This window comes from Streptomyces chartreusis, assembly GCF_008704715.1.
GTDB lineage: Bacteria > Actinomycetota > Actinomycetes > Streptomycetales > Streptomycetaceae > Streptomyces > Streptomyces chartreusis.
Map to the genome: position 1 here is coordinate 7,165,865 of NZ_CP023689.1, position 18,546 is coordinate 7,184,410.

At 69.4% G+C, this 18,546-nt stretch carries 14 protein-coding genes; 9 read left to right on the forward strand and 5 right to left on the reverse strand.

Annotation, left to right across the window (positions count from 1 at the left end; all coding sequences use genetic code 11):
• Positions 1 to 109 precede the first annotated feature (109 nt).
• Entirely contained in the window at positions 110 to 3,256 is a 3,147-nt protein-coding gene (locus CP983_RS31515; protein WP_150503355.1) for an efflux RND transporter permease subunit, read from the forward strand.
• A gap of 136 nt (positions 3,257 to 3,392) precedes the next feature.
• Entirely contained in the window at positions 3,393 to 5,612 is a 2,220-nt protein-coding gene (locus tag CP983_RS31520) for a protein kinase domain-containing protein (protein ID WP_150503357.1), read from the forward strand.
• A 16-nt stretch (positions 5,613 to 5,628) separates the two neighbouring features.
• Here the strand turns inward: CP983_RS31520 and nadA are convergent, their stop codons facing one another.
• Positions 5,629 to 6,813: a quinolinate synthase NadA gene (nadA, locus tag CP983_RS31525; RefSeq protein ID WP_150503359.1), complete on the reverse strand. Its 1,185-nt coding sequence runs from the start codon at positions 6,811 to 6,813 to the stop codon at positions 5,629 to 5,631.
• A 328-nt stretch (positions 6,814 to 7,141) separates the two neighbouring features.
• Between nadA and CP983_RS31535 the strand changes: the two genes are divergently transcribed.
• Positions 7,142 to 7,498: an iron-sulfur cluster assembly accessory protein gene (locus tag CP983_RS31535; RefSeq protein WP_107906994.1), complete on the forward strand. Its 357-nt coding sequence runs from the start codon at positions 7,142 to 7,144 to the stop codon at positions 7,496 to 7,498.
• A gap of 93 nt (positions 7,499 to 7,591) precedes the next feature.
• Here the strand turns inward: CP983_RS31535 and CP983_RS44130 are convergent, their stop codons facing one another.
• Together CP983_RS44130 and CP983_RS31545 are read right to left on the reverse strand one after the other, a co-directional pair.
• Complete coding sequence (locus CP983_RS44130; protein ID WP_167537792.1) at positions 7,592 to 9,523, reverse strand: hypothetical protein; 1,932 nt, start codon at positions 9,521 to 9,523, stop codon at positions 7,592 to 7,594.
• Between the two features lie 180 nt (positions 9,524 to 9,703).
• On the reverse strand, positions 9,704 to 9,913 hold the full coding sequence (locus CP983_RS31545; RefSeq protein WP_030967407.1) for a hypothetical protein: 210 nt from the start codon (positions 9,911 to 9,913) through the stop codon (positions 9,704 to 9,706).
• A 131-nt stretch (positions 9,914 to 10,044) separates the two neighbouring features.
• Between CP983_RS31545 and CP983_RS31550 the strand changes: the two genes are divergently transcribed.
• Positions 10,045 to 11,019 carry a carbohydrate kinase family protein gene (locus tag CP983_RS31550; RefSeq protein ID WP_107906996.1) on the forward strand — a complete coding sequence of 325 codons (975 nt, stop codon included), beginning with the start codon at positions 10,045 to 10,047 and terminating at the stop codon, positions 11,017 to 11,019.
• Between the two features lie 80 nt (positions 11,020 to 11,099).
• Here CP983_RS31550 and CP983_RS31555 read toward each other — a convergent pair whose 3' ends face one another.
• Complete coding sequence (locus CP983_RS31555) at positions 11,100 to 12,479, reverse strand: cysteine desulfurase/sulfurtransferase TusA family protein (protein WP_150503361.1); 1,380 nt, start codon at positions 12,477 to 12,479, stop codon at positions 11,100 to 11,102.
• A 287-nt stretch (positions 12,480 to 12,766) separates the two neighbouring features.
• Here CP983_RS31555 and ctaC point away from each other — a divergent pair, with 287 nt between their 5' ends.
• From ctaC to CP983_RS31575, 4 genes are all read left to right on the forward strand, one after another.
• The gene (gene ctaC / locus CP983_RS31560; RefSeq protein WP_125525234.1) at positions 12,767 to 13,732 is read left to right on the forward strand and encodes an aa3-type cytochrome oxidase subunit II; all 966 of its coding nucleotides are present in this window, start codon (positions 12,767 to 12,769) and stop codon (positions 13,730 to 13,732) included.
• Positions 13,729 to 15,465, forward strand: coding sequence for an aa3-type cytochrome oxidase subunit I (gene ctaD, locus CP983_RS31565; protein ID WP_107906999.1), 1,737 nt, complete (start codon positions 13,729 to 13,731; stop codon positions 15,463 to 15,465). The genes ctaC and ctaD overlap by 4 nt, the downstream gene beginning before the upstream one ends.
• Complete coding sequence (locus CP983_RS31570; protein ID WP_030967416.1) at positions 15,462 to 15,860, forward strand: cytochrome c oxidase subunit 4; 399 nt, start codon at positions 15,462 to 15,464, stop codon at positions 15,858 to 15,860. Before ctaD ends, CP983_RS31570 begins: the two co-directional genes overlap by 4 nt.
• Before the next feature lie 130 nt (positions 15,861 to 15,990).
• Positions 15,991 to 17,253 (forward strand): L,D-transpeptidase, encoded by a 1,263-nt coding sequence (locus CP983_RS31575; RefSeq protein WP_150503363.1) that lies wholly within the window; start codon positions 15,991 to 15,993, stop codon positions 17,251 to 17,253.
• Between the two features lie 99 nt (positions 17,254 to 17,352).
• Here the strand turns inward: CP983_RS31575 and CP983_RS31580 are convergent, their stop codons facing one another.
• Positions 17,353 to 17,754, reverse strand: coding sequence for a response regulator (locus CP983_RS31580; protein ID WP_150503365.1), 402 nt, complete (start codon positions 17,752 to 17,754; stop codon positions 17,353 to 17,355).
• A gap of 145 nt (positions 17,755 to 17,899) precedes the next feature.
• Between CP983_RS31580 and ctaE the strand changes: the two genes are divergently transcribed.
• Entirely contained in the window at positions 17,900 to 18,520 is a 621-nt protein-coding gene (gene ctaE / locus CP983_RS31585; RefSeq protein ID WP_107907002.1) for an aa3-type cytochrome oxidase subunit III, read from the forward strand.
• Positions 18,521 to 18,546 lie beyond the last annotated feature (26 nt).

The following is an 18,546-nucleotide window of genomic DNA, read 5'->3' on the forward strand; positions in this document are numbered from 1 at the left end:
CGTATAAGGAAATGGACCTGGGGCCTACGAAACGGGGCTTGCCGATGGCTGAGGGTGTAGGGGCGGGAGCTGCCCGCTTCTGCCGCTCACAGAAGAGAGACCCTCACCCATGTCCTGGCTGTCCCGATTCAGCCTCGCCCAACGCGCCCTGATAGGCCTGATCTCGATCATCGCGATCGCCTTCGGCGCGATCGCGATCCCTCAGCTCAAGCAGCAGCTCCTGCCCTCCATCGAACTGCCCATGGTGTCCGTCCTCGCGCCGTACCAGGGCGCGTCGCCGGACGTGGTCGAGAAGCAGGTCGTCGAGCCGATCGAGGACAGCCTCGAAGCCGTCGACGGCATCACCGGCGTCACCTCCACCGCCAGCGAGGGCAACGCCGTGATCATGGCGTCCTTCGACTACGGCCCCGACACCCAGCAGCTCGTCGCCGACGTCCAGCAGGCCGTCAACCGGGCCCGGATCCAGCTGCCCGACGACGTGGACCCGCAGGTCATCGCCGGCTCCACGGACGACATCCCGACCGTCGTCCTCGCCGTCACCTCCGGCAAGGACCAGCAGGCCCTGGCCGACCAGCTCGACCGCACCCTGGTGCCGGACCTGAAGGACATCGACGGCGTCGGCCAGGTCACCGTCGACGGTGTGCGCGACCTCCAGGTCACGATCACGCCGAACGACGCCAAGCTGGCGAAGGCCGGCCTGACCGCGCAGTCCGTCTCCCAGGCCCTCCAGGCGGGCGGCGCCACCGTGCCGGCCGGCTCCTTCGACGAGGACGGCAGCAACCGCACCGTCCAGGTCGGCGGCGGCTTCACCTCGATCCAGCAGATCGAGGACCTGATGGTGAGCGGCGAGCCGGGCGCCGGCAAGCCGGTCCGCCTCGGCTCGGTCGCCTCCGTGAAGCAGGAGCAGGCCCCGGCCGACTCCATCACCCGCACCGACGGCAAGCCGTCCCTCGCGGTCGCGGTCACCATGGACCGCGACGGCAGCGCGGTCGCCATCTCGGACGCCGTCGAGGACAAGCTCCCGGAGATCCGCAAGGACCTCGGCTCGGACGCCACGGTCACCGTGGTCAGCGACCAGGGCCCGGCCGTGAAGAAGTCCATCGACGGTCTGACCACGGAGGGCGCGCTCGGTCTGCTCTTCGCGGTGCTGATCATCCTGGTCTTCCTGGCGTCGATCCGCTCGACGCTGGTCACCGCGGTCAGCATCCCGCTCTCCGTCGTGCTGGCCCTGATCGTCCTGTGGACCAGGGACCTCTCCCTGAACATGCTGACGCTCGGCGCGCTCACCATCGCCATCGGCCGGGTCGTCGACGACTCGATCGTGGTCCTGGAGAACATCAAGCGGCACCTCGGCTACGGCGAGGAGCGCGAGGACGCCATCATCAAGGCGGTCCGCGAGGTCGCCGGCGCGGTGACCTCCTCGACGCTCACCACAGTGGCCGTGTTCCTGCCGATCGGCCTGGTCGGCGGCATGGTGGGCGAGCTGTTCGGCTCGTTCAGCCTGACCGTGACGGCCGCGCTGCTCGCGTCGCTGCTGGTCTCGCTGACGGTCGTGCCCGTCCTGTCGTACTGGTTCCTGCGCGCCCCGAAGGGCACCCCGGAGGACGCCGACGAGGCACGCCGGATCGCCGAGGAGAAGGAGGCGAAGAGCAGACTCCAGCGCATCTACGTCCCCGTCCTGCGGTTCGCGACGCGGCGCCGGCTGACCAGTGTGCTGCTGGCGATCGTCATCCTCGTCGGCACGTTCGGCATGGCGCCGCTGCTGAAGACGAACTTCTTCGACCAGGGCGAGCAGGAAGTCCTCACCGTCAAGCAGGAGTTGAAGCCCGGCACCAGCCTGGCCGCGACCGACGAGCAGGCGAAGAAGGTCGAGCGGCTGCTCGCCGACACCAAGGGCGTCAAGGACTACCAGGTCACCATCGGCTCGTCCGGCTTCATGGCGGCCTTCGGCGGCGGCACCGACACCAACCAGGCGTCGTACCAGGTGATGCTGGAGGACTCCGCGTCCTACGACGACGTCCAGGGCCGCATCGAGGCGGGCCTGAAGAAGCTCGACGGCGTCGGCACCACCACGATCGCCGCCGGTGACGGCTTCGGCGCCCAGGACCTGAGCGTCGTCGTGAAGGCGGCCGACGGGGACGTGCTGCGCAAGGCGTCCGAGCAGGTCCGCGAGGCGGTCGCCGGACTGGACGACGTCACCGACGTCACCAGCGACCTGGCGCAGAGCGTGCCCCGCGTCTCGGTGAAGGCCAACGACAAGGCGGCCGCGGCGGGCTTCAACGACCAGACCCTCGGTCTCGCCGTCGCCCAGGCGGTGCGCGGCAACACCGCCGCCCAGGCGACCCTGGACGACACCGAGCGCGACATCGTCATCAGGTCGGCGAAGCCGGCGACGACCCTGAAGCAGCTTCAGGGCCTGCGCCTCGGCCCGGTGAAGCTGGGCGACATCGCGGACGTGAAGCTGGTGGACGGCCCGGTCTCGATGACCCGGATCGACGGCCAGCGCGCGGCCACCGTCACCGCGAAGCCGACCGGCGACAACACGGGCGCGGTCAGCGCGGACCTCCAGTCGAAGATCGATCAGCTGACCCTCCCGGCGGGCGCGACGGCCTCGATCGGCGGTGTCTCCGAGGACCAGGACGAGGCGTTCGTCAACCTGGGCCTGGCGATGCTCGCGGCCATCGCGATCGTCTTCATGCTGCTGGTCGCGACGTTCCGCTCGCTGGCCCAGCCGCTGATCCTGCTGGTGTCGATCCCGTTCGCGGCGACCGGCGCCATCGGCCTCCTGGTGGCGACCGGCACCCCGATGGGCGTCCCCGCGATGATCGGCATGCTGATGCTGATCGGCATCGTGGTGACGAACGCGATCGTGCTGATCGACCTCATCAACCAGTACCGGGGGCAGGGTTACGGCGTCGTCGAGGCCGTGATCGAGGGCGGCCGGCACCGGCTGCGCCCGATCCTCATGACGGCCCTGGCGACGATCTTCGCCCTGCTGCCCATGGCCCTGGGCGTCACCGGCGAGGGCGGCTTCATCGCCCAGCCGCTGGCCGTGGTCGTGATCGGCGGTCTGATCACCTCCACCCTGCTGACCCTCCTCCTCGTCCCGACGCTCTACGCGATGCTGGAGCTCCGCAAGGAGCGCCGGGCGAAGAAGCGCGCGGCGAAGCGGGCGAAGAAGGCGGGGCTCGCCGAGCAGCCGGCGAAGGACGCCGAGGACGCTTCCTCGGACGAGGCGGAGCCCGCGTCCGTGTGAGCGGGTGACCCCGTGAGCGAGTGACCCGCGATGGCCGGGTCCCGAACCGGAAAGCACGGTTCGGGACCCGGCCATCGTCGTCCGGGCGTTACGTATCCTGAGCCCCGGACTGCATCACGGGGGAGGGGTACCGGGCGTGCCGCTGCACAAGGACGATCCGAAGTCGGTCGGTGGCTACAGACTCGTCGGCCGGCTCGGGTCCGGGGGCATGGGCGTCGTCTACCGGGGCAGGGCACGCTCGGGGCGCGAGGTCGCCGTCAAGGTGGTGCACGCGCAGTACGCCGAGGACGCCGTCTTCCGCGCCCGTTTCCGGCAGGAGATCGAGGTCGTCCGCAAGGTCAGCGGCGCCTTCACCGCCCCGGTGCTGGACGCCGACGCCGACGCGGTACGGCCCTGGATGGCGACCCAGTACGTGCCCGGGCCCTCCCTCGCCGCCAGGATCCGCGACGGGGGCCCGCTCAAGGGCACCGAACTGCGGCGGCTGGTCCTCGGCCTGGTGGAGGCGCTGCGGGACATCCACCGGGCGGGCGTCGTGCATCGCGACCTCAAGCCCGCCAACGTCCTGATGGCCGAGGACGGCCCCCGCGTCATCGACTTCGGCATCTCCCGCGCCGCCGAGAACCACAACACCCTCACCGAGACCGGGCAGATGATCGGCACCCCGCCGTTCATGTCCCCGGAACAGCTCACCGACGCCCGCTCGGTGGGCCCCGCCTCCGACGTCTTCTCCGTGGGCGCCCTGCTCGTCTTCACGATGACGGGCCGGGGCCCCTTCGACGCCGACAGCCCCTACCTCACCGCCTACCGGGTGGTCCATGACGCCCCCGTCCTGGACGGAGTGCCGCAGCCGCTGCACGCGGTCCTGGAACGCTGCCTGGCCAAGGACCCCGCGGACCGGCCCGAACTGGACGAAGTGGCACGGGAGTTCGTGGCCGCGCTGCCCGAGTCGGGCGAGGACGACCAGGCCACCGTGACACTGCGCACGGACGAGGTGGCCATGGTCCGCACCCGGCCCGCCTCGGCCGCCGACCAAGCGGCCCCCGTTAGGCGCCGGAGCCGGGTACGAGCGTGGGCCACGGCCGGTGCGGTCGGCGCTCTCGCGCTCGGACTGACGGGATACCTGCTGATGGGGCCTGGGCTCGAGGACGACGACGCCCGGACTGGTGCCGACACCGCCGCCCCTTCCCGGTGGGCGGCGCTACCGTCCGGCTGGAAGCCCTGGCAGACGACGGCGGACGCCACCGCCACGCGGGGCGTCAAGGACGTGACCGATGTCGCCGGCTACGGCCCGGAGCGAACCCCCGAGTGCGAGGTGTACGAGGGCGCGGTCCACTGCGCGGGCAACGGAGTCCTGCCCATGCGCATCGACGCCCTCACCGGCCGGGTCGTCTGGCGGGCCGACGGGGTGCCGTCCGCCCTGGACAAAGGGACGTACATCTTCTCCGTCCTAGGTGTCGTCGACGACACGATGGTCGTCGAGCAGGAGTACCGCCCGGGGACGGGGGACGACGCGGAGGTCTCGGTGACCGCCCTCGACACGGGGACCGGAAAGAGGCTCTGGCACCGTGCTGTGAACACGCTCCAGGTCCGCCCGCACCTTTCCGGCGACCTGGTGATCGTCCCTGACGACAACGGCAGTTCGGTGACAGCCCGCTCACCGCGAACCGGCACCGAACGCTGGACGGCACCGCTGCCGGCAGGGCTGTACTGCAACTGGGCGGATGCCGGCGAGGATCCCTACGTCCGGTGCGTCCCGGAGCTGACGGGTGGCAAGGAAGCGCTGCTCCTGGGGTGGGACCGGGCCGACGGCTCGGCGCGGCGCCAGACGGTGCCCAGGGACGGAACTCTCGTCGGGACGTTCGACGGCGGCCTGCTCTTCCTCGACCCTGTCGAGGACAAGAGCGTGGAGGCGTTCTCCCGGATCCGGCTGCTGGATCCGTTCACGGGCAGGACCACTACGACGAAGCTGGCGGAGGAGTTCGAGGGCAACGCGACTCTGTCGGACGACACCCTGTGGTTCGCCACGTCCTCCGGCCAGGTGACCGCCGTGTCGGCCCGGACGGGAGAACGGCAATGGCAGACCCGGACGAGCCTGGAGCAGCCGAGCGACATTACCCACGACCCGCGCGCCCGGGTGCTCTACATGTCCAGCGCCAGCGGCCGGGTCGCCGCCCTCGACACCAGGAAGGGCACGCTGCTGTGGGAGACCCTGCCGCGTGCCCAGCGGGTGACCAACCAGGGCTGGTCGCTGTCCGAGGTGCTGCTGCACCGGGGTGCCCTGGTCGTCGCCACCCCGGACGGCGACGTATTCACCCTCGACCCGGCTCACCCCGACCGGAAACCCGTGTCGGGGTGAGCCTTTCGAGCAGGGGCTACGGCAGCGCCAGCATGCGCTCCAGCGCCAGCTTCGCGAACGCCTCGGTCTCCTTGTCGACCTCGATCCGGTTGACCAGGTTGCCCTCGGCCAGCGACTCCAGCGCCCAGACCAGGTGCGGCAGGTCGATGCGGTTCATGGTCGAGCAGAAGCAGACCGTCTTGTCGAGGAAGACGATCTCCTTGCCCTCGGGCGCGAAACGGTTCGCCAGCCGGCGGACCAGGTTCAGCTCCGTGCCGATGGCCCACTTGGAGCCGGCCGGGGCGGCCTCCAGGGCCTTGATGATGTACTCCGTCGAACCGACGTAATCCGCCGCGGCCACGACCTCGTGCCTGCACTCGGGGTGGACCAGGACGTTCACCCCCGGGATGCGCTCGCGCACGTCGTTCACCGAGTCCAGGCTGAAGCGGCCGTGCACCGAGCAGTGGCCGCGCCACAGGATCATCTTCGCGGCGCGCAGCTCGTCGGCGGTCAGCCCGCCGTTCGGCTTGTGCGGGTTGTACAGGACGCAGTCCTCCAGGGACATGCCCATGTCCCTGACGGCGGTGTTGCGGCCGAGGTGCTGGTCCGGCAGGAAGAGCACCTTCTCGCCCTGCTCGAAGGCCCAGTCCAGCGCGCGCTTGGCGTTGGATGAGGTGCAGATCGTGCCGCCGTGCTTGCCCGTGAACGCCTTGATGTCGGCGGACGAGTTCATGTACGACACCGGCACGACCTGCTCGGCTATGCCGGCGTCGGTCAGCACGTCCCAGCACTCGGCGACCTGCTCGGCCGTCGCCATGTCGGCCATCGAGCAGCCGGCGGCGAGGTCGGGCAGGACGACCTTCTGGTCGTCGGAGGTCAGGATGTCCGCCGACTCCGCCATGAAGTGCACACCGCAGAACACGATGTACTCGGCCTCCGGGCGCGCGGCCGCGTCCCGGGCGAGCTTGAACGAGTCACCGGTCACGTCCGCGAACTGGATGACCTCGTCGCGCTGGTAGTGGTGGCCGAGCACGAAGACCTTGTTGCCGAGCTTCTCCTTGGCGGCGCGGGCACGCTCGACCAGGTCCGGGTCGGACGGCGAGGGCAGGTCGCCGGGGCACTCGACGCCACGCTCGCTCCTCGGGTCGGCCTCACGGCCGAGGAGCAGCAGGGCGAGGGGCGTCGGCTGTACGTCGAGCTCCTGGGTCTGGGCGGTGGTCACGACACGCACCCTTTCTGTTCTGCGGCTCGCCGGGACCGGAGGATCCGGTCCCGGCGGGTCAAGCGGGACACCTTCACCGACTTCTCGTCGGATTGACGCTATCTATCATAACCGGTTCACGTCAGTTTGACGATGGCCATCGTGTCGATGTGACGTGAATCCCGGTGACCGACCCGCGCAATCCCGAATGAGGCGTTTTCCGCTCCGCGCGCCGTGTGCGAGCATGAAGAAGGACCGAAAGACAAGCATCCGGCCCCGGAATGAATCCGCCGACCCGCCGGTTGCAATGGTTGGCAAGCAGTCTCCGTACAACCCGGGAGAGATGTAGATGTCCGTATCGGACGAGACCAGCACCGCCACCGACGGCATCGTTCTGAGCGACGCCGCCGCGGCCAAGGTGAAGGCCCTGCTCGACCAGGAAGGCCGTGACGACCTCGCCCTGCGTGTGGCCGTCCAGCCCGGTGGCTGCTCGGGTCTGCGCTACCAGCTCTTCTTCGACGAGCGTTCCCTCGACGGCGACGTCGTCAAGGACTTCGGCGGCGTCAAGGTCGTCACCGACCGCATGAGCGCCCCGTACCTGGGCGGCGCGTCCATCGACTTCGTGGACACCATCGAGAAGCAGGGCTTCACGATCGACAACCCGAACGCGACGGGCTCCTGCGCCTGCGGCGACTCCTTCAGCTGATCCCAGCCGAATGTCCGGCAGATCCAGGCCGGACACACGGAAAGGCGGCGACCCCCTCCGACGGGGCCGCCGCCTTTCCTTGTCCGAGGACCCTTACCGGGCCCCGGACGTCTCCGGTGCGTCCGGGAGCATGCCGGGCTTCTCCAGCGGAACCGCCTGACCGTCCGTGCCCACGACCTTCCGGTCCCCGAGCGGCTTGTCCAGCTGCACGGTCTTGTGGAACACCTTGGCGATCAGGATGCAGACCTCGTCCGGCTGTGAGGTCTCGGTCACCCGGACGGTCACCTCGTCACCGCTCTCGCTCGCCGTCACCTTGTAGTCGGCGCACACACCGCCGGTGAAGGCGACGGTCAGCTTCGAGTCGTCGGCCTTGTACGCGTCCACGCCCCCGTTCCGGGTGACCGGCGACGCCGTCGAGTCGTCCTTCGGCCCGGTCGGCCGCGGGCTCGGCTGCCCGGACGGCTCCTGCGAGGGCGTGGCCGAGTCCAGGTACTTCGGGTCGATCGCCGGGTACGTCACCGTGAAGCTGTCCTGCGCGCCCTGCGTCCGCACCTCGAACAGCCACGACGGCACCAGCGCCTGCCGGGCGTCCACGTAGTGCGAGGCCAGCCCGAACACGGCCTTCTCCACGGTGATGGTGTCCTGCTCCGGCGGCGCACCCGTCGACCCGGACGCCTGCATCGACGCCTCCGCACCGCAGGGCGCCTCCATCCGGTCCTTCAGCGGTACGGGGCTGGCGCAGCCCCCGATGCCCATGCGGTGGTCGGCCTTCGGCGCCGCGTTCATCAGCCTGAGCGTCTTCTCCGCGCTCAGCACGGGGTACGTGTCCGTCTTCACCGGCGCCTTCAACTGGCCGCTGCCGCCGACCACTTCACCCTGGGCGTTCACGGTGACCCCGGTCGTCCAGCCGTAGGTGGGCAGTCCGCCGACCACCGGATCGGCGTTCACCACCCGCTGGTCGCCCATGACCTGGCCCGCGTCGAGCTTCGCGTCGTCCTGACCGATCGCCTTGAGTACCGGCGCGGCGGCCTTCTTCGCGGCGTCCTCGCTCACCGGGTCGCCGGCCCGGTCGGCGGGGGCCTTCGCGCACACGGTGGTGCTCTGACAGTTGTCCGTGCCGGGCGCGTAACGGTAGAAGGTCCAGGTCCCCGGCGCCTGCTTGTTCACCTGGAGGCTCGGCCCCGCGCCGTCCGACGCGCCGACCCTCCAGGTCTCACCCTGCGCCACCGGCGTCCCGTCCACCCCGAGCGCCTCGGCCAGCCGCGCCACCTCGGCCGCGCCGACCTCGCCGCCGGCCCGGTACACCGGCGCCGACCCGGGCCCGTCCGGCAGATCGCCGCCGGCCTTGTAGGTGGCGCCGTACGGGTTGGGCTCCCCGGGCGCGATGCCGCCGGTGCCGCCGCCTGCCTCGGTGTAGCCGTCGAGGTGCAGCGGCGGGGGAGTCTCACCGCCGGGCGCCCCGGACGACGTACCGCCGTCCGAACCACCGGACGCGTTCGCGGCGAGATAGGCCCCACCGCCCCCGACCAGCAGCACGGCCGCGGCGACGGAGGCGATGATCGCGGGGGATCGGCGACGTGCACCGCCGTCCAGTTCGTCCGGCCCGTGGGTGGGCGTGGCGTCGTGAGCCTCGACGGCGGGCGGGACGGGAGAGCCGGGCTCGGCAGGGCCGGCGTCGGCACTCTCCGAGGCGCTCTCGTCGGCCGAGGCACTCTTTTGGCCGAGAGCGGGCTCCTGGCCGGAAGCGGACTCCTCGCCCGAGGCACTCGCGTCGTCCGAGGCGCCCGCGTCGCGCGACGCCCCTTCGTCCTCGGCGGCAGCCTCGTCGGCCCGGTCGGTCCCGCCGGCCGACTCGGTCCCGTCGGCCTTCCCGGTCCCCTCGACCTCGCCGTCAGCAGCTCCGCCTGCCGTCCCGCTCTCGTCGGCGAGCCCGTCGGCGTCGGCGGCGTGCTGCTCCGCCCGTGCCTCCTCCGCGTCCTTGCCGGAGGCGCCCGCGTCGTCGTTGTCGGGTCGCTCGGTGTTCACCGCATCGCTCCTTCGGCTGCGCACATGTCCCAGGACCCTGACCCGACCCTGTCAAAAGGCCGGTCCACCGGGTCGTATCCCGCATCCCCTTTACGGGGGACGCCGATGGGACGCAGCGGGGGAGCGCACGGTTCCCTGAAAAGCGCCGATCGGGCTGCCGGAGTTCGATCGGCCTCCCGGTCAGTCGCCGTAGTCGGACATCGCGTCCAGCAGTCGCGCCGACTTCGAGGGCACGGTCACCCCGTGGATGCGTGACGGAGAGACCGGACGGGAAAGGACACGGTCGGGGGCGGCCCAGTGCGGAGCCATCCGCGCGCAGTCACCCAGCAGTGACGCCAGGTCGACCTCCAGGTCGGCCGGAGCGGGGGCACGGACCTCGAATTTCGTCATAGCTGCACCGTATGCTCGCTCGAGCCCGCGAAGAAAGATCTACTATCAGGTAGTTTTGGCTGCTTCTGTGTCCCGGTCACGAACGGTAGCGTGGATTGTCAATTCCACCTCCCCGCAGGAGACCTCACGCCGTGCGCATCGCAGTCACCGGCTCCATCGCCACCGACCACCTCATGACCTTCCCCGGCCGCTTCGCCGACCAGTTCGTCGCGGACCAGCTGCACACGGTCTCGCTGTCCTTCCTGGTCGACAACCTGGACGTACGCCGGGGCGGCGTAGGCGCGAACATCGCCTTCGGCATGGGTCAGCTGGGCACGAAGCCGATCCTCGTCGGCGCCGCGGGCTCCGACTTCGACGAGTACCGGGCCTGGCTCGACCGGCACGGAGTCGACACCGGATCGGTCCGTATCTCCGAGACCCTGCACACCGCCCGCTTCGTCTGCACCACCGACGCCGACCACAACCAGATCGGCTCCTTCTACACGGGCGCGATGAGCGAGGCCCGGCTGATCGAGCTGAAGACCGTCGCCGACCGCGTCGGCGGCCTGGACCTGGTCTCCATCGGCGCCGACGACCCGGAGGGCATGCTCCGCCACACCGAGGAGTGCCGCTCCCGCTCGATCCCCTTCGCCGCCGACTTCTCCCAGCAGATCGCCCGGATGAACGGCGACGAGATCCGGATACTGCTGGACGGGGCGACCTACCTCTTCTCCAACGAGTACGAGAAGGGGCTCATCGAGTCCAAGACCGGCTGGTCGGACGAGGAGATCCTGTCCAGGGTCGGCCACCGTGTCACCACCCTCGGCGCGCGCGGCGTACGCATCGAGCGGGCCGGCCACGACCCGATCGAGGTCGGCTGCCCCGAGGAGGAGCGCAAGGCCGACCCCACCGGCGTCGGCGACGCCTTCCGTGCCGGGTTCCTGTCCGGACTGGCGTGGGGCGTCTCCCTCGAGCGCGCCGCCCAGGTCGGCTGCATGCTGGCCACGCTCGTCATCGAGACGGTGGGCACGCAGGAGTACCAGCTGCGCCGCGCCCACTTCATGGACAGGTTCACCAAGGCGTACGGCCACGACGCGGGCGAGGAGGTCCGGACGCACCTGGGCTGAGGTCCGCCTCGGCGGGTTCGTCGTCGGCTGCGGGCGCGTGGGGGCTGTTCGCGCAGTTCCCCGCGCCCCTCAAGGGGCGTTCAGCTCACCCGGCGCACGAGATATGCGGCCCCGCGCTCAGCCGACTCCTCGCCCACGTACTCCTGCCCCCGCATCTCGCACCACGCCGGGATGTCCAGGCGGGCCGCCTCGTCGTCGGACAGGACCCGGACCAGGCCGCCCACCGGCACGTCCCCGATGACCTTGGCGAGCTCGATGACGGGGATCGGGCACCGCTTGCCGAGGGAGTCCACGACGAGGACGTCCTCGTCCCGTACGACCTTCTCCGCCGTCGGCGCCCCGAGCTTCTCGCGCATCCCGGCGACCGCCGGCGCCAGCACCCGGAGGAACCGCTCGACGTCCTCCTCCGGCGTCCCGAACGGCAGGGACACGCGCACGTTCCCCTCGCTCAGCACCCCCATCGCCTTCAGCACATGGCTGGGCGTCAGCGTGCTGCTCGTGCAGGACGAGCCGGAGGAGACCGAGAAGCCGGCCCGGTCCAGCTCGTGCAGCAGTGTCTCCCCATCGACATAGAGACAGGAGAAGGTGACGATCCCGGGCAGCCGCCGCTCCGGGTCGCCGACCACCTCCACGTCCGGCACCAGCCGCGGCACCCGGGCCCGGATCCGCTCCGTCAGCTCCCGCAGCCGTACCGCCTCTTGGGCAGCCTCCGCCCGCACGGCCCGCAGCGAAGCCGCCGCGGCGACGATCGCCGGGATGTTCTCGAACCCGGCGGCCCGCCCCGACTCCCGCTCGTCCACGGGCCCTTGCGCGGCGAACCGCACCCCCTTGCGCACGACGAGCAGCCCGACCCCCGACGGACCACCCCACTTGTGGGCACTCCCGGTCAACACCGACCAGTCGCCCTCGACGCGTCCCCAGCCGAGCGACTGCGCCGCGTCCACCAGCAACGGCACCCCGGCCTCCCGGCACGCGGCGGCCACCTCGGCCACCGGCTGCTCGGTGCCCACCTCGTGGTTGGCCGACTGGAGACACGCGAGCGCGGTGTCCGGACGCAGGGCCTGCGCGTACGCCCCCGCGTCCACCGCCCCGCTCCGGCCCACCGCCACCTGACTGACCGAACCCCCGCCGGCCTCGTGCGTGTCAGCCGCATGGAGCACAGAGGAGTGTTCGACCGCGGACACGATCAGGTGGCTTCCGATCCGGCGACGGCCCGCCAACACGCCCGCGACGCCCGAGTGCACGGCCCGCGTCCCCGACGAGGTGAACACCAACTCGTCCGCCCGGCAGCCCACGGCCTCGGCCGCCGTCTCCCGAGCGGCGTCCAGGAGCATGCGCGCCCGTCGCCCCTCCCTGTAGAGACGGGCCGGATCGGCCCATCCCTCATCAAGGGAGGCCAGGAGCGCCTGCCGGGCGACGGGATGAAGAGGAGCACTGGAAGCAGCGTCGAAGTAGGCCACACAGCAACGCTAGACGTCCGGTCACCGGGGCGCCCAAAAGGGGCGCGGGGCGGTGGTGTCAGCGGCTCCGCCGCGGGGCGCGACAAGCCACGACGGGCCTTCAGCCGCCAATCCAGCGAACCCCCCACTCCAGTAGGCCCCCCTCCCCGCGAACCCCCGGAGGGCGTCGGCTAGGGTTTGGTCCGCATAAACATCCAAACCCCTGCCCGACGCAGGGCGGCGACCGACCAGCGAGAAGGCCAGGCCGCAGCCGATCCGCGCGGGCGAGACTCTCGGGAAGGCGCTACGTGAGTCCCAACGGCTCCGACCGCTCGCCGCGGCGCCCGATGCGGCGGAAGCTGCTGCAAGGCATGACCGCGGGCCTGGTCCTGGCGACAGCCAGCGGTTGCTCGTACAACTGGGAAGACTTCCCCCGCCTTGGTATGCCCACCCCGACCACGGAAGAGGCTCCGCGGATCCTCTCCCTGTGGCAGGGCTCCTGGGCGGCTGCGCTCGCCGTCGGCGTGCTGGTGTGGGGTCTGATCCTGTGGAGCGCCATGTTCCACCGGCGCAGCCGCACCAAGGTCGAGGTACCTCCGCAGACCCGGTACAACATGCCCATCGAGGCGCTGTACACGGTGGTCCCGCTCATCATCGTCTCGGTCCTGTTCTATTTCACGGCCCGCGACGAGTCGAAGATCCTCAGCCTCAAGGACAAGCCCGACGTCACCGTCAACGTCGTCGGCTTCCAGTGGAGCTGGTGCTTCAACATGATCGCGCCCGTGGAAGGCTCCACGGGCGACGCCAAGACCTCCAAGGAACTGGCCGCGATCCCGGACCGGTTCAAGGAGGACTTCCCGGCGAACGCCGGCGGTGTGTACGACTGCGGCACGCCCGGCACGCGCAACCCTCAGACGGGCAACCCGGGTCCCACCCTGTGGCTGCCGGAGGGCAAGACGGTCCGCTTCGTCCTCACCTCGCGTGACGTCATCCACTCCTTCTGGGTGGTGCCGTTCCTCATGAAGCAGGACGTCATCCCGGGCCACACCAACGCCTTCGAGGTGACCCCCAACAGGCAGGGCACCTTCCTGGGCAAGTGCGCCGAACTGTGCGGCGTCGACCACTCCCGGATGCTGTTCAACGTGAAGGTCGTCTCCCCCGAGCGCTACGAGCAGCACCTCAAGGACCTCGCCAAGAAGGGGCAGACCGGTTACGTTCCCGCCGGCATCGCGCAGACGAGCCACGAGAAGAACCGGGAGACGACAAACCTGTGAGCATCCTCAACGAACCCCAGGGTGCCGCGGCAGCTGAGGACTCGTACGAGAACGAGCTGCCGGTCCGGCGCAGGCAACCCGGCAACGTCGTGGTCAAGTGGCTCACCACCACCGACCACAAGACGATCGGCACGCTGTACCTCGTCACGTCGTTCGCGTTCTTCGTGATCGGCGGCGTGATGGCGCTCTTCATGCGCGCCGAGCTCGCCCGACCCGGTCTTCAGATCATGTCGAACGAGCAGTTCAACCAGGCGTTCACGATGCACGGCACGATCATGCTGCTGATGTTCGCGACGCCGCTGTTCGCCGGCTTCACGAACTGGATCATGCCGCTCCAGATCGGCGCGCCGGACGTGGCGTTCCCCCGGCTGAACATGTTCGCCTACTGGCTCTACCTGTTCGGCTCCCTCATCGCGGTGGGCGGCTTCCTCACCCCCGACGGTGCCGCCGACTTCGGCTGGTTCGCCTACAGCCCGCTGTCGGACGCGGTCCGCTCGCCGGGCATCGGTGCCGACCTGTGGATCATGGGTCTGGCCTTCTCCGGCTTCGGCACCATCCTCGGCTCGGTCAACTTCATCACCACGATCATCTGCATGCGTGCGCCGGGCATGACCATGTTCCGCATGCCGATCTTCGTGTGGAACGTGCTGCTGACCGCGGTGCTCGTCCTGCTCGCCTTCCCCGTCCTGGCGGCGGCGCTCTTCGCGCTGGAGGCGGACCGCAAGTTCGGCGCCCACGTCTTCGATGCCTCGAACGGAGGAGCGTTGCTATGGCAACACCTCTTCTGGTTCTTCGGCCATCCAGAGGTGTACATCATCGCGTTGCCGTTCTTCGGCATCATCAGTGAGGTCATCCCGGTCTTCTCCCGCAAGCCGATGTTCGGCTACATGGGTCTGATCGCGGCGACCATCGCCATCGCGGGTCTGTCCGTGACCGTGTGGGCCCACCACATGTACGTCACCGGCGGCGTCCTACTGCCGTTCTTCTCCTTCATGACGTTCCTCATCGCCGTACCGACCGGCGTGAAGTTCTTCAACTGGATCGGAACGATGTGGAAGGGCTCGTTGTCCTTCGAGACACCGATGCTCTGGGCGGTCGGCTTCCTCATCACCTTCACCTTCGGTGGTCTGACGGGTGTCATCCTGGCCTCGCCGCCGATGGACTTCCACGTGTCCGACTCGTACTTCGTGGTGGCGCACTTCCACTACGTCGTCTTCGGCACCGTGGTGTTCGCGATGTTCTCCGGCTTCCACTTCTGGTGGCCGAAGTTCACGGGCAAGATGCTCGACGAGCGGCTCGGCAAGATGACCTTCTGGACGCTGTTCGTCGGCTTCCACGGCACCTTCCTGGTCCAGCACTGGCTGGGCGCCGAGGGCATGCCGCGTCGTTACGCCGACTACCTGGCGCAGGACGGCTTCACCGCCCTGAACACGATCTCGACGATCAGCTCGTTCGTGCTCGGCGCGTCGCTGCTGCCGTTCTTCTACAACGTGTGGAAGACCGCCAAGTACGGCAAGAAGGTCGAAGTCGACGACCCGTGGGGCTACGGCCGCTCGCTGGAGTGGGCGACCTCCTGCCCGCCGCCGCGGCACAACTTCCTCACCCTGCCGCGGATCCGTTCCGAATCCCCGGCGTTCGACCTGCATCACCCTGAGATCGCGGCTCTCGACCAGCTCGAGAACGCGCCTCACGGTGAAAAGGCCCTGGCTGGTGGCAAGGAGGCCGGCAAGTGAAGACCCAAGGCACGATGTTCGCCTGGCTGGGCATCTTCGTCCTGGCCATGGCGATCGTCTACGGCGTCTGGTCGAAGGAGCCGGCCGGTACCACGGCCCTCTTCCTGGCCTTCGCGCTGTGCATCATGATCGGCTTCTACCTGGGCTTCACCGCCCGGCGGGTCGACGCGGGTGCGCAGGACAACAAGGAAGCGGACGTCGCGGACGACGCCGGCGAGGTCGGGTTCTTCAGCCCGCACAGCTGGCAGCCGCTGTCCCTCGGTATCGGCGGCGCGCTCGCCTTCCTGGGGATCGCGGTCGGCTGGTGGCTGCTCTACTTCTCGGCCCCGCTGATCCTCATCGGTCTCTGGGGCTGGGTCTTCGAGTACTACCGCGGTGAGAACCGCACCCAGTAGCACGAGCTGAGCTCACAGGAGCCCGGACACTCCGTCAGGAGGGTCCGGGCTCCTTCTTTTGCCGCAACGCATGTCACCCGTACGTGTCCTCCGGCGCGCCGCCGCTGACGCTGCTTCCTAGCGTGAGGCCATGAGCAAAACACCGAGCAAGAGCACCGTCATAGGCTGCACGCTCCTGCTGATAGCGCTCGGCGCGAGCGCCGCCGCATGCAGCAGCGACGGCAATCCGCTGTCCGCGGAGCCGTACGACGCGGCCGACCAGATCGCCTTCAACGGCCCCTCGGGCGACGGCGAGAAGGCCGACCCCGACAAGCCCCTGGAGATCACCGCGGAGGACTCCGACGGACGGATCACCGACGTCACCGCCAAGGACGCCGCAGGGCGCTATGTGACGGGCGAACTCTCCGCCGACGGCACCAGGTGGCACAGCACCTCCCCGCTGGCCGCCAACGCCCGCTACACGGTCCGCGTGAGCACCGAGGACGAGGACGGCGCCCCCGGCCGCAAGGTCCTCACCTTCGACACCAGCAAGCCGACCAGCAAGAAGCACCTGACGGTGACGTTCGGGCCCAAGGCGGGCAAGTACGGCGTCGGCCAGCCCATCACCGCCGAACTGAGCCGGCCCGTCAAGGACAAGAACCAGCGGGCGACGGTCGAGCGGGCCCTGCGGGTCGACTCGGTCCCCGCGGTCGACGGCAACTGGCACTGGGTGGACGACAAGAAGCTCCACTACCGGCCCAAGGAGTACTGGCCCGCCGGCGCCACCGTCCAGGCCCGCAGCGACCTGGAGGGCGTGAGGATCAGCGACCGCCTCTGGGGCGGCAAGGGCAAGCCCCTGAAGGTCACCATCGGCGACCAGGTCATAGCCGTCACGGACGCCTCCACCCACCAGCTGACGCTCTACCGCAACGGCGAGGAGGTGCGGTCCATACCCGTGACGACGGGCAAGCCCGGCTTCGAGACCCGCAACGGCGTCAAGGTGGTCCTGGGCAAGGAGTACTTCGTACGGATGCGCGGAACCAGCATCGGCATAGCCGAGGGCTCCTCCGAGTCGTACGACCTACCCGTCTACTACGCCACCAGGGTGACCTGGAGCGGCGAATACGTGCACGCAGCCCCCTGGTCGGTCGGCTCCCAGGGGTACGCCAACGTCAGCCACGGCTGCACCGGCATGAGCACCGCCAACGCCGAGTGGTTCTTCGACAACGTCCGCGAGGGCGACATCGTCAAGGTCGTGAACTCGTACGGCAACACGATGGAGCCGTTCGGCAACGGCTTCGGCGACTGGAACCTGGACTGGAAGAAATGGCGCAACGGCAGCGCCCTGGTCGCAGGCACCCCTGACGGCCCGAGCCCCGCGGAACGGGCACGGCTGAGGCCACAGAGCGTCTGAGCAGACCGGGCGGCGGAGCCGACCCGGCAGGGGCGCGGGGAACTGCGCGAACAGCCCCCCACGGCCCGCAGCCGCCCGATCACCTGCTGAACCGAGCTCCTAGGCGCTCTGCAGCCGCTTCGTGCGCAGCAGGCCCGCCAACGCCTCCGCGAACTCCACGGGCTCCACAGGCAGCGTCACAGCCGCCTCGGCACGGCTCCACGTGGCCAGCCACGCGTCCTGCGGCCGCCCGATGAGCAGCAGCACCGGCGGGCAGTTGAACACCTCGTCCTTGATCTGCCGGCAGACCCCCATGCCGCCCATCGGCACGGCCTCGCCGTCCAGGACGCAGACGTCGATCCCGCCCTTGTCCAGCTCCTTGATGACGGCCGCGGGCGTCGCGCACTCCACGAACTCCACCACGGGGACGTCCGGAGCGGGCCTTCGCCCGGTCGCCAGCCGCACCTGCTCGCGAGTGTTGGAGTCGTCGCTGTAGACCAGCACCGTGGCGGTCGGCTGCATGCTTCCTCCGAGACGTAAGTGTCGTACGGAAAGACCCGATGCGGCGGATGCTACTCCCTTGAACACCACGTCAACACCGGTACGAACGGCCAAGACACTCCGAACGGCACCCCCCGGAGTGAGGGCGGGATAAGCGACCGACATAATGTCGGTCGTGGCGACAGCAACGACAGTAGAAACCGGGCACGCGCACCCGTCGGTCAACCGGCCGAACCTCACCAGCGTCGGAACCATCATCTGGCTGAGTTCCGAGCTGATGTTCTTCGCGGCCCTCTTCGCGATGTACTTCACCCTGCGATCGGTGACGGGGCCCGAGTACTGGGATTCACAGGCCGAGGCCTTGAACTTCCCGTTCTCGGCGACGAACACCACGATCCTGGTGCTCTCCTCCCTCACCTGCCAGCTCGGCGTCTTCGCCGCCGAGCGCGGTGACGTGAAGAAGCTCCGGGGCTGGTTCATCGTCACCTTCATCATGGGTGCGATCTTCATCGGCGGTCAGGTGTACGAGTACACCGAGCTGGTCAGGCACGAGGGCATCTCGCTCTCTTCCGGCCCGTACGGCTCGGTCTTCTACCTGACCACCGGCTTCCACGGACTGCATGTGACGGGCGGACTCATCGCCTTCCTGTTTGTCCTCGGCCGCACCTACGCGGCCCGGAGGTTCACGCATGAGCAGGCGACCGCAGCGATCGTCGTGTCCTACTACTGGCACTTCGTCGATGTCGTCTGGATCGGCCTCTTCGCCACGATCTACATGATCAAGTAGCCGGGCCCGATCCCGCGCGCGTTCCA

What these genes read in the sequence shown, in the direction of transcription:
- CP983_RS31515 (WP_150503355.1), top strand. Translation starts at nt 110, where the DNA reads ATGTCCTGGCTGTCCCGATTCAGCCTCGCCCAACGCGCCCTGATAGGC.
- CP983_RS31535 (WP_107906994.1), top strand. Translation starts at nt 7,142, where the DNA reads ATGTCCGTATCGGACGAGACCAGCACCGCCACCGACGGCATCGTTCTG.
- CP983_RS31545 (WP_030967407.1), bottom strand. Translation starts at nt 9,913, where the DNA reads ATGACGAAATTCGAGGTCCGTGCCCCCGCTCCGGCCGACCTGGAGGTC.
- CP983_RS31575 (WP_150503363.1), top strand. Translation starts at nt 15,991, where the DNA reads ATGAGCAAAACACCGAGCAAGAGCACCGTCATAGGCTGCACGCTCCTG.
- CP983_RS31580 (WP_150503365.1), bottom strand. Translation starts at nt 17,754, where the DNA reads ATGCAGCCGACCGCCACGGTGCTGGTCTACAGCGACGACTCCAACACT.
- ctaE (WP_107907002.1), top strand. Translation starts at nt 17,900, where the DNA reads ATGTCGGTCGTGGCGACAGCAACGACAGTAGAAACCGGGCACGCGCAC.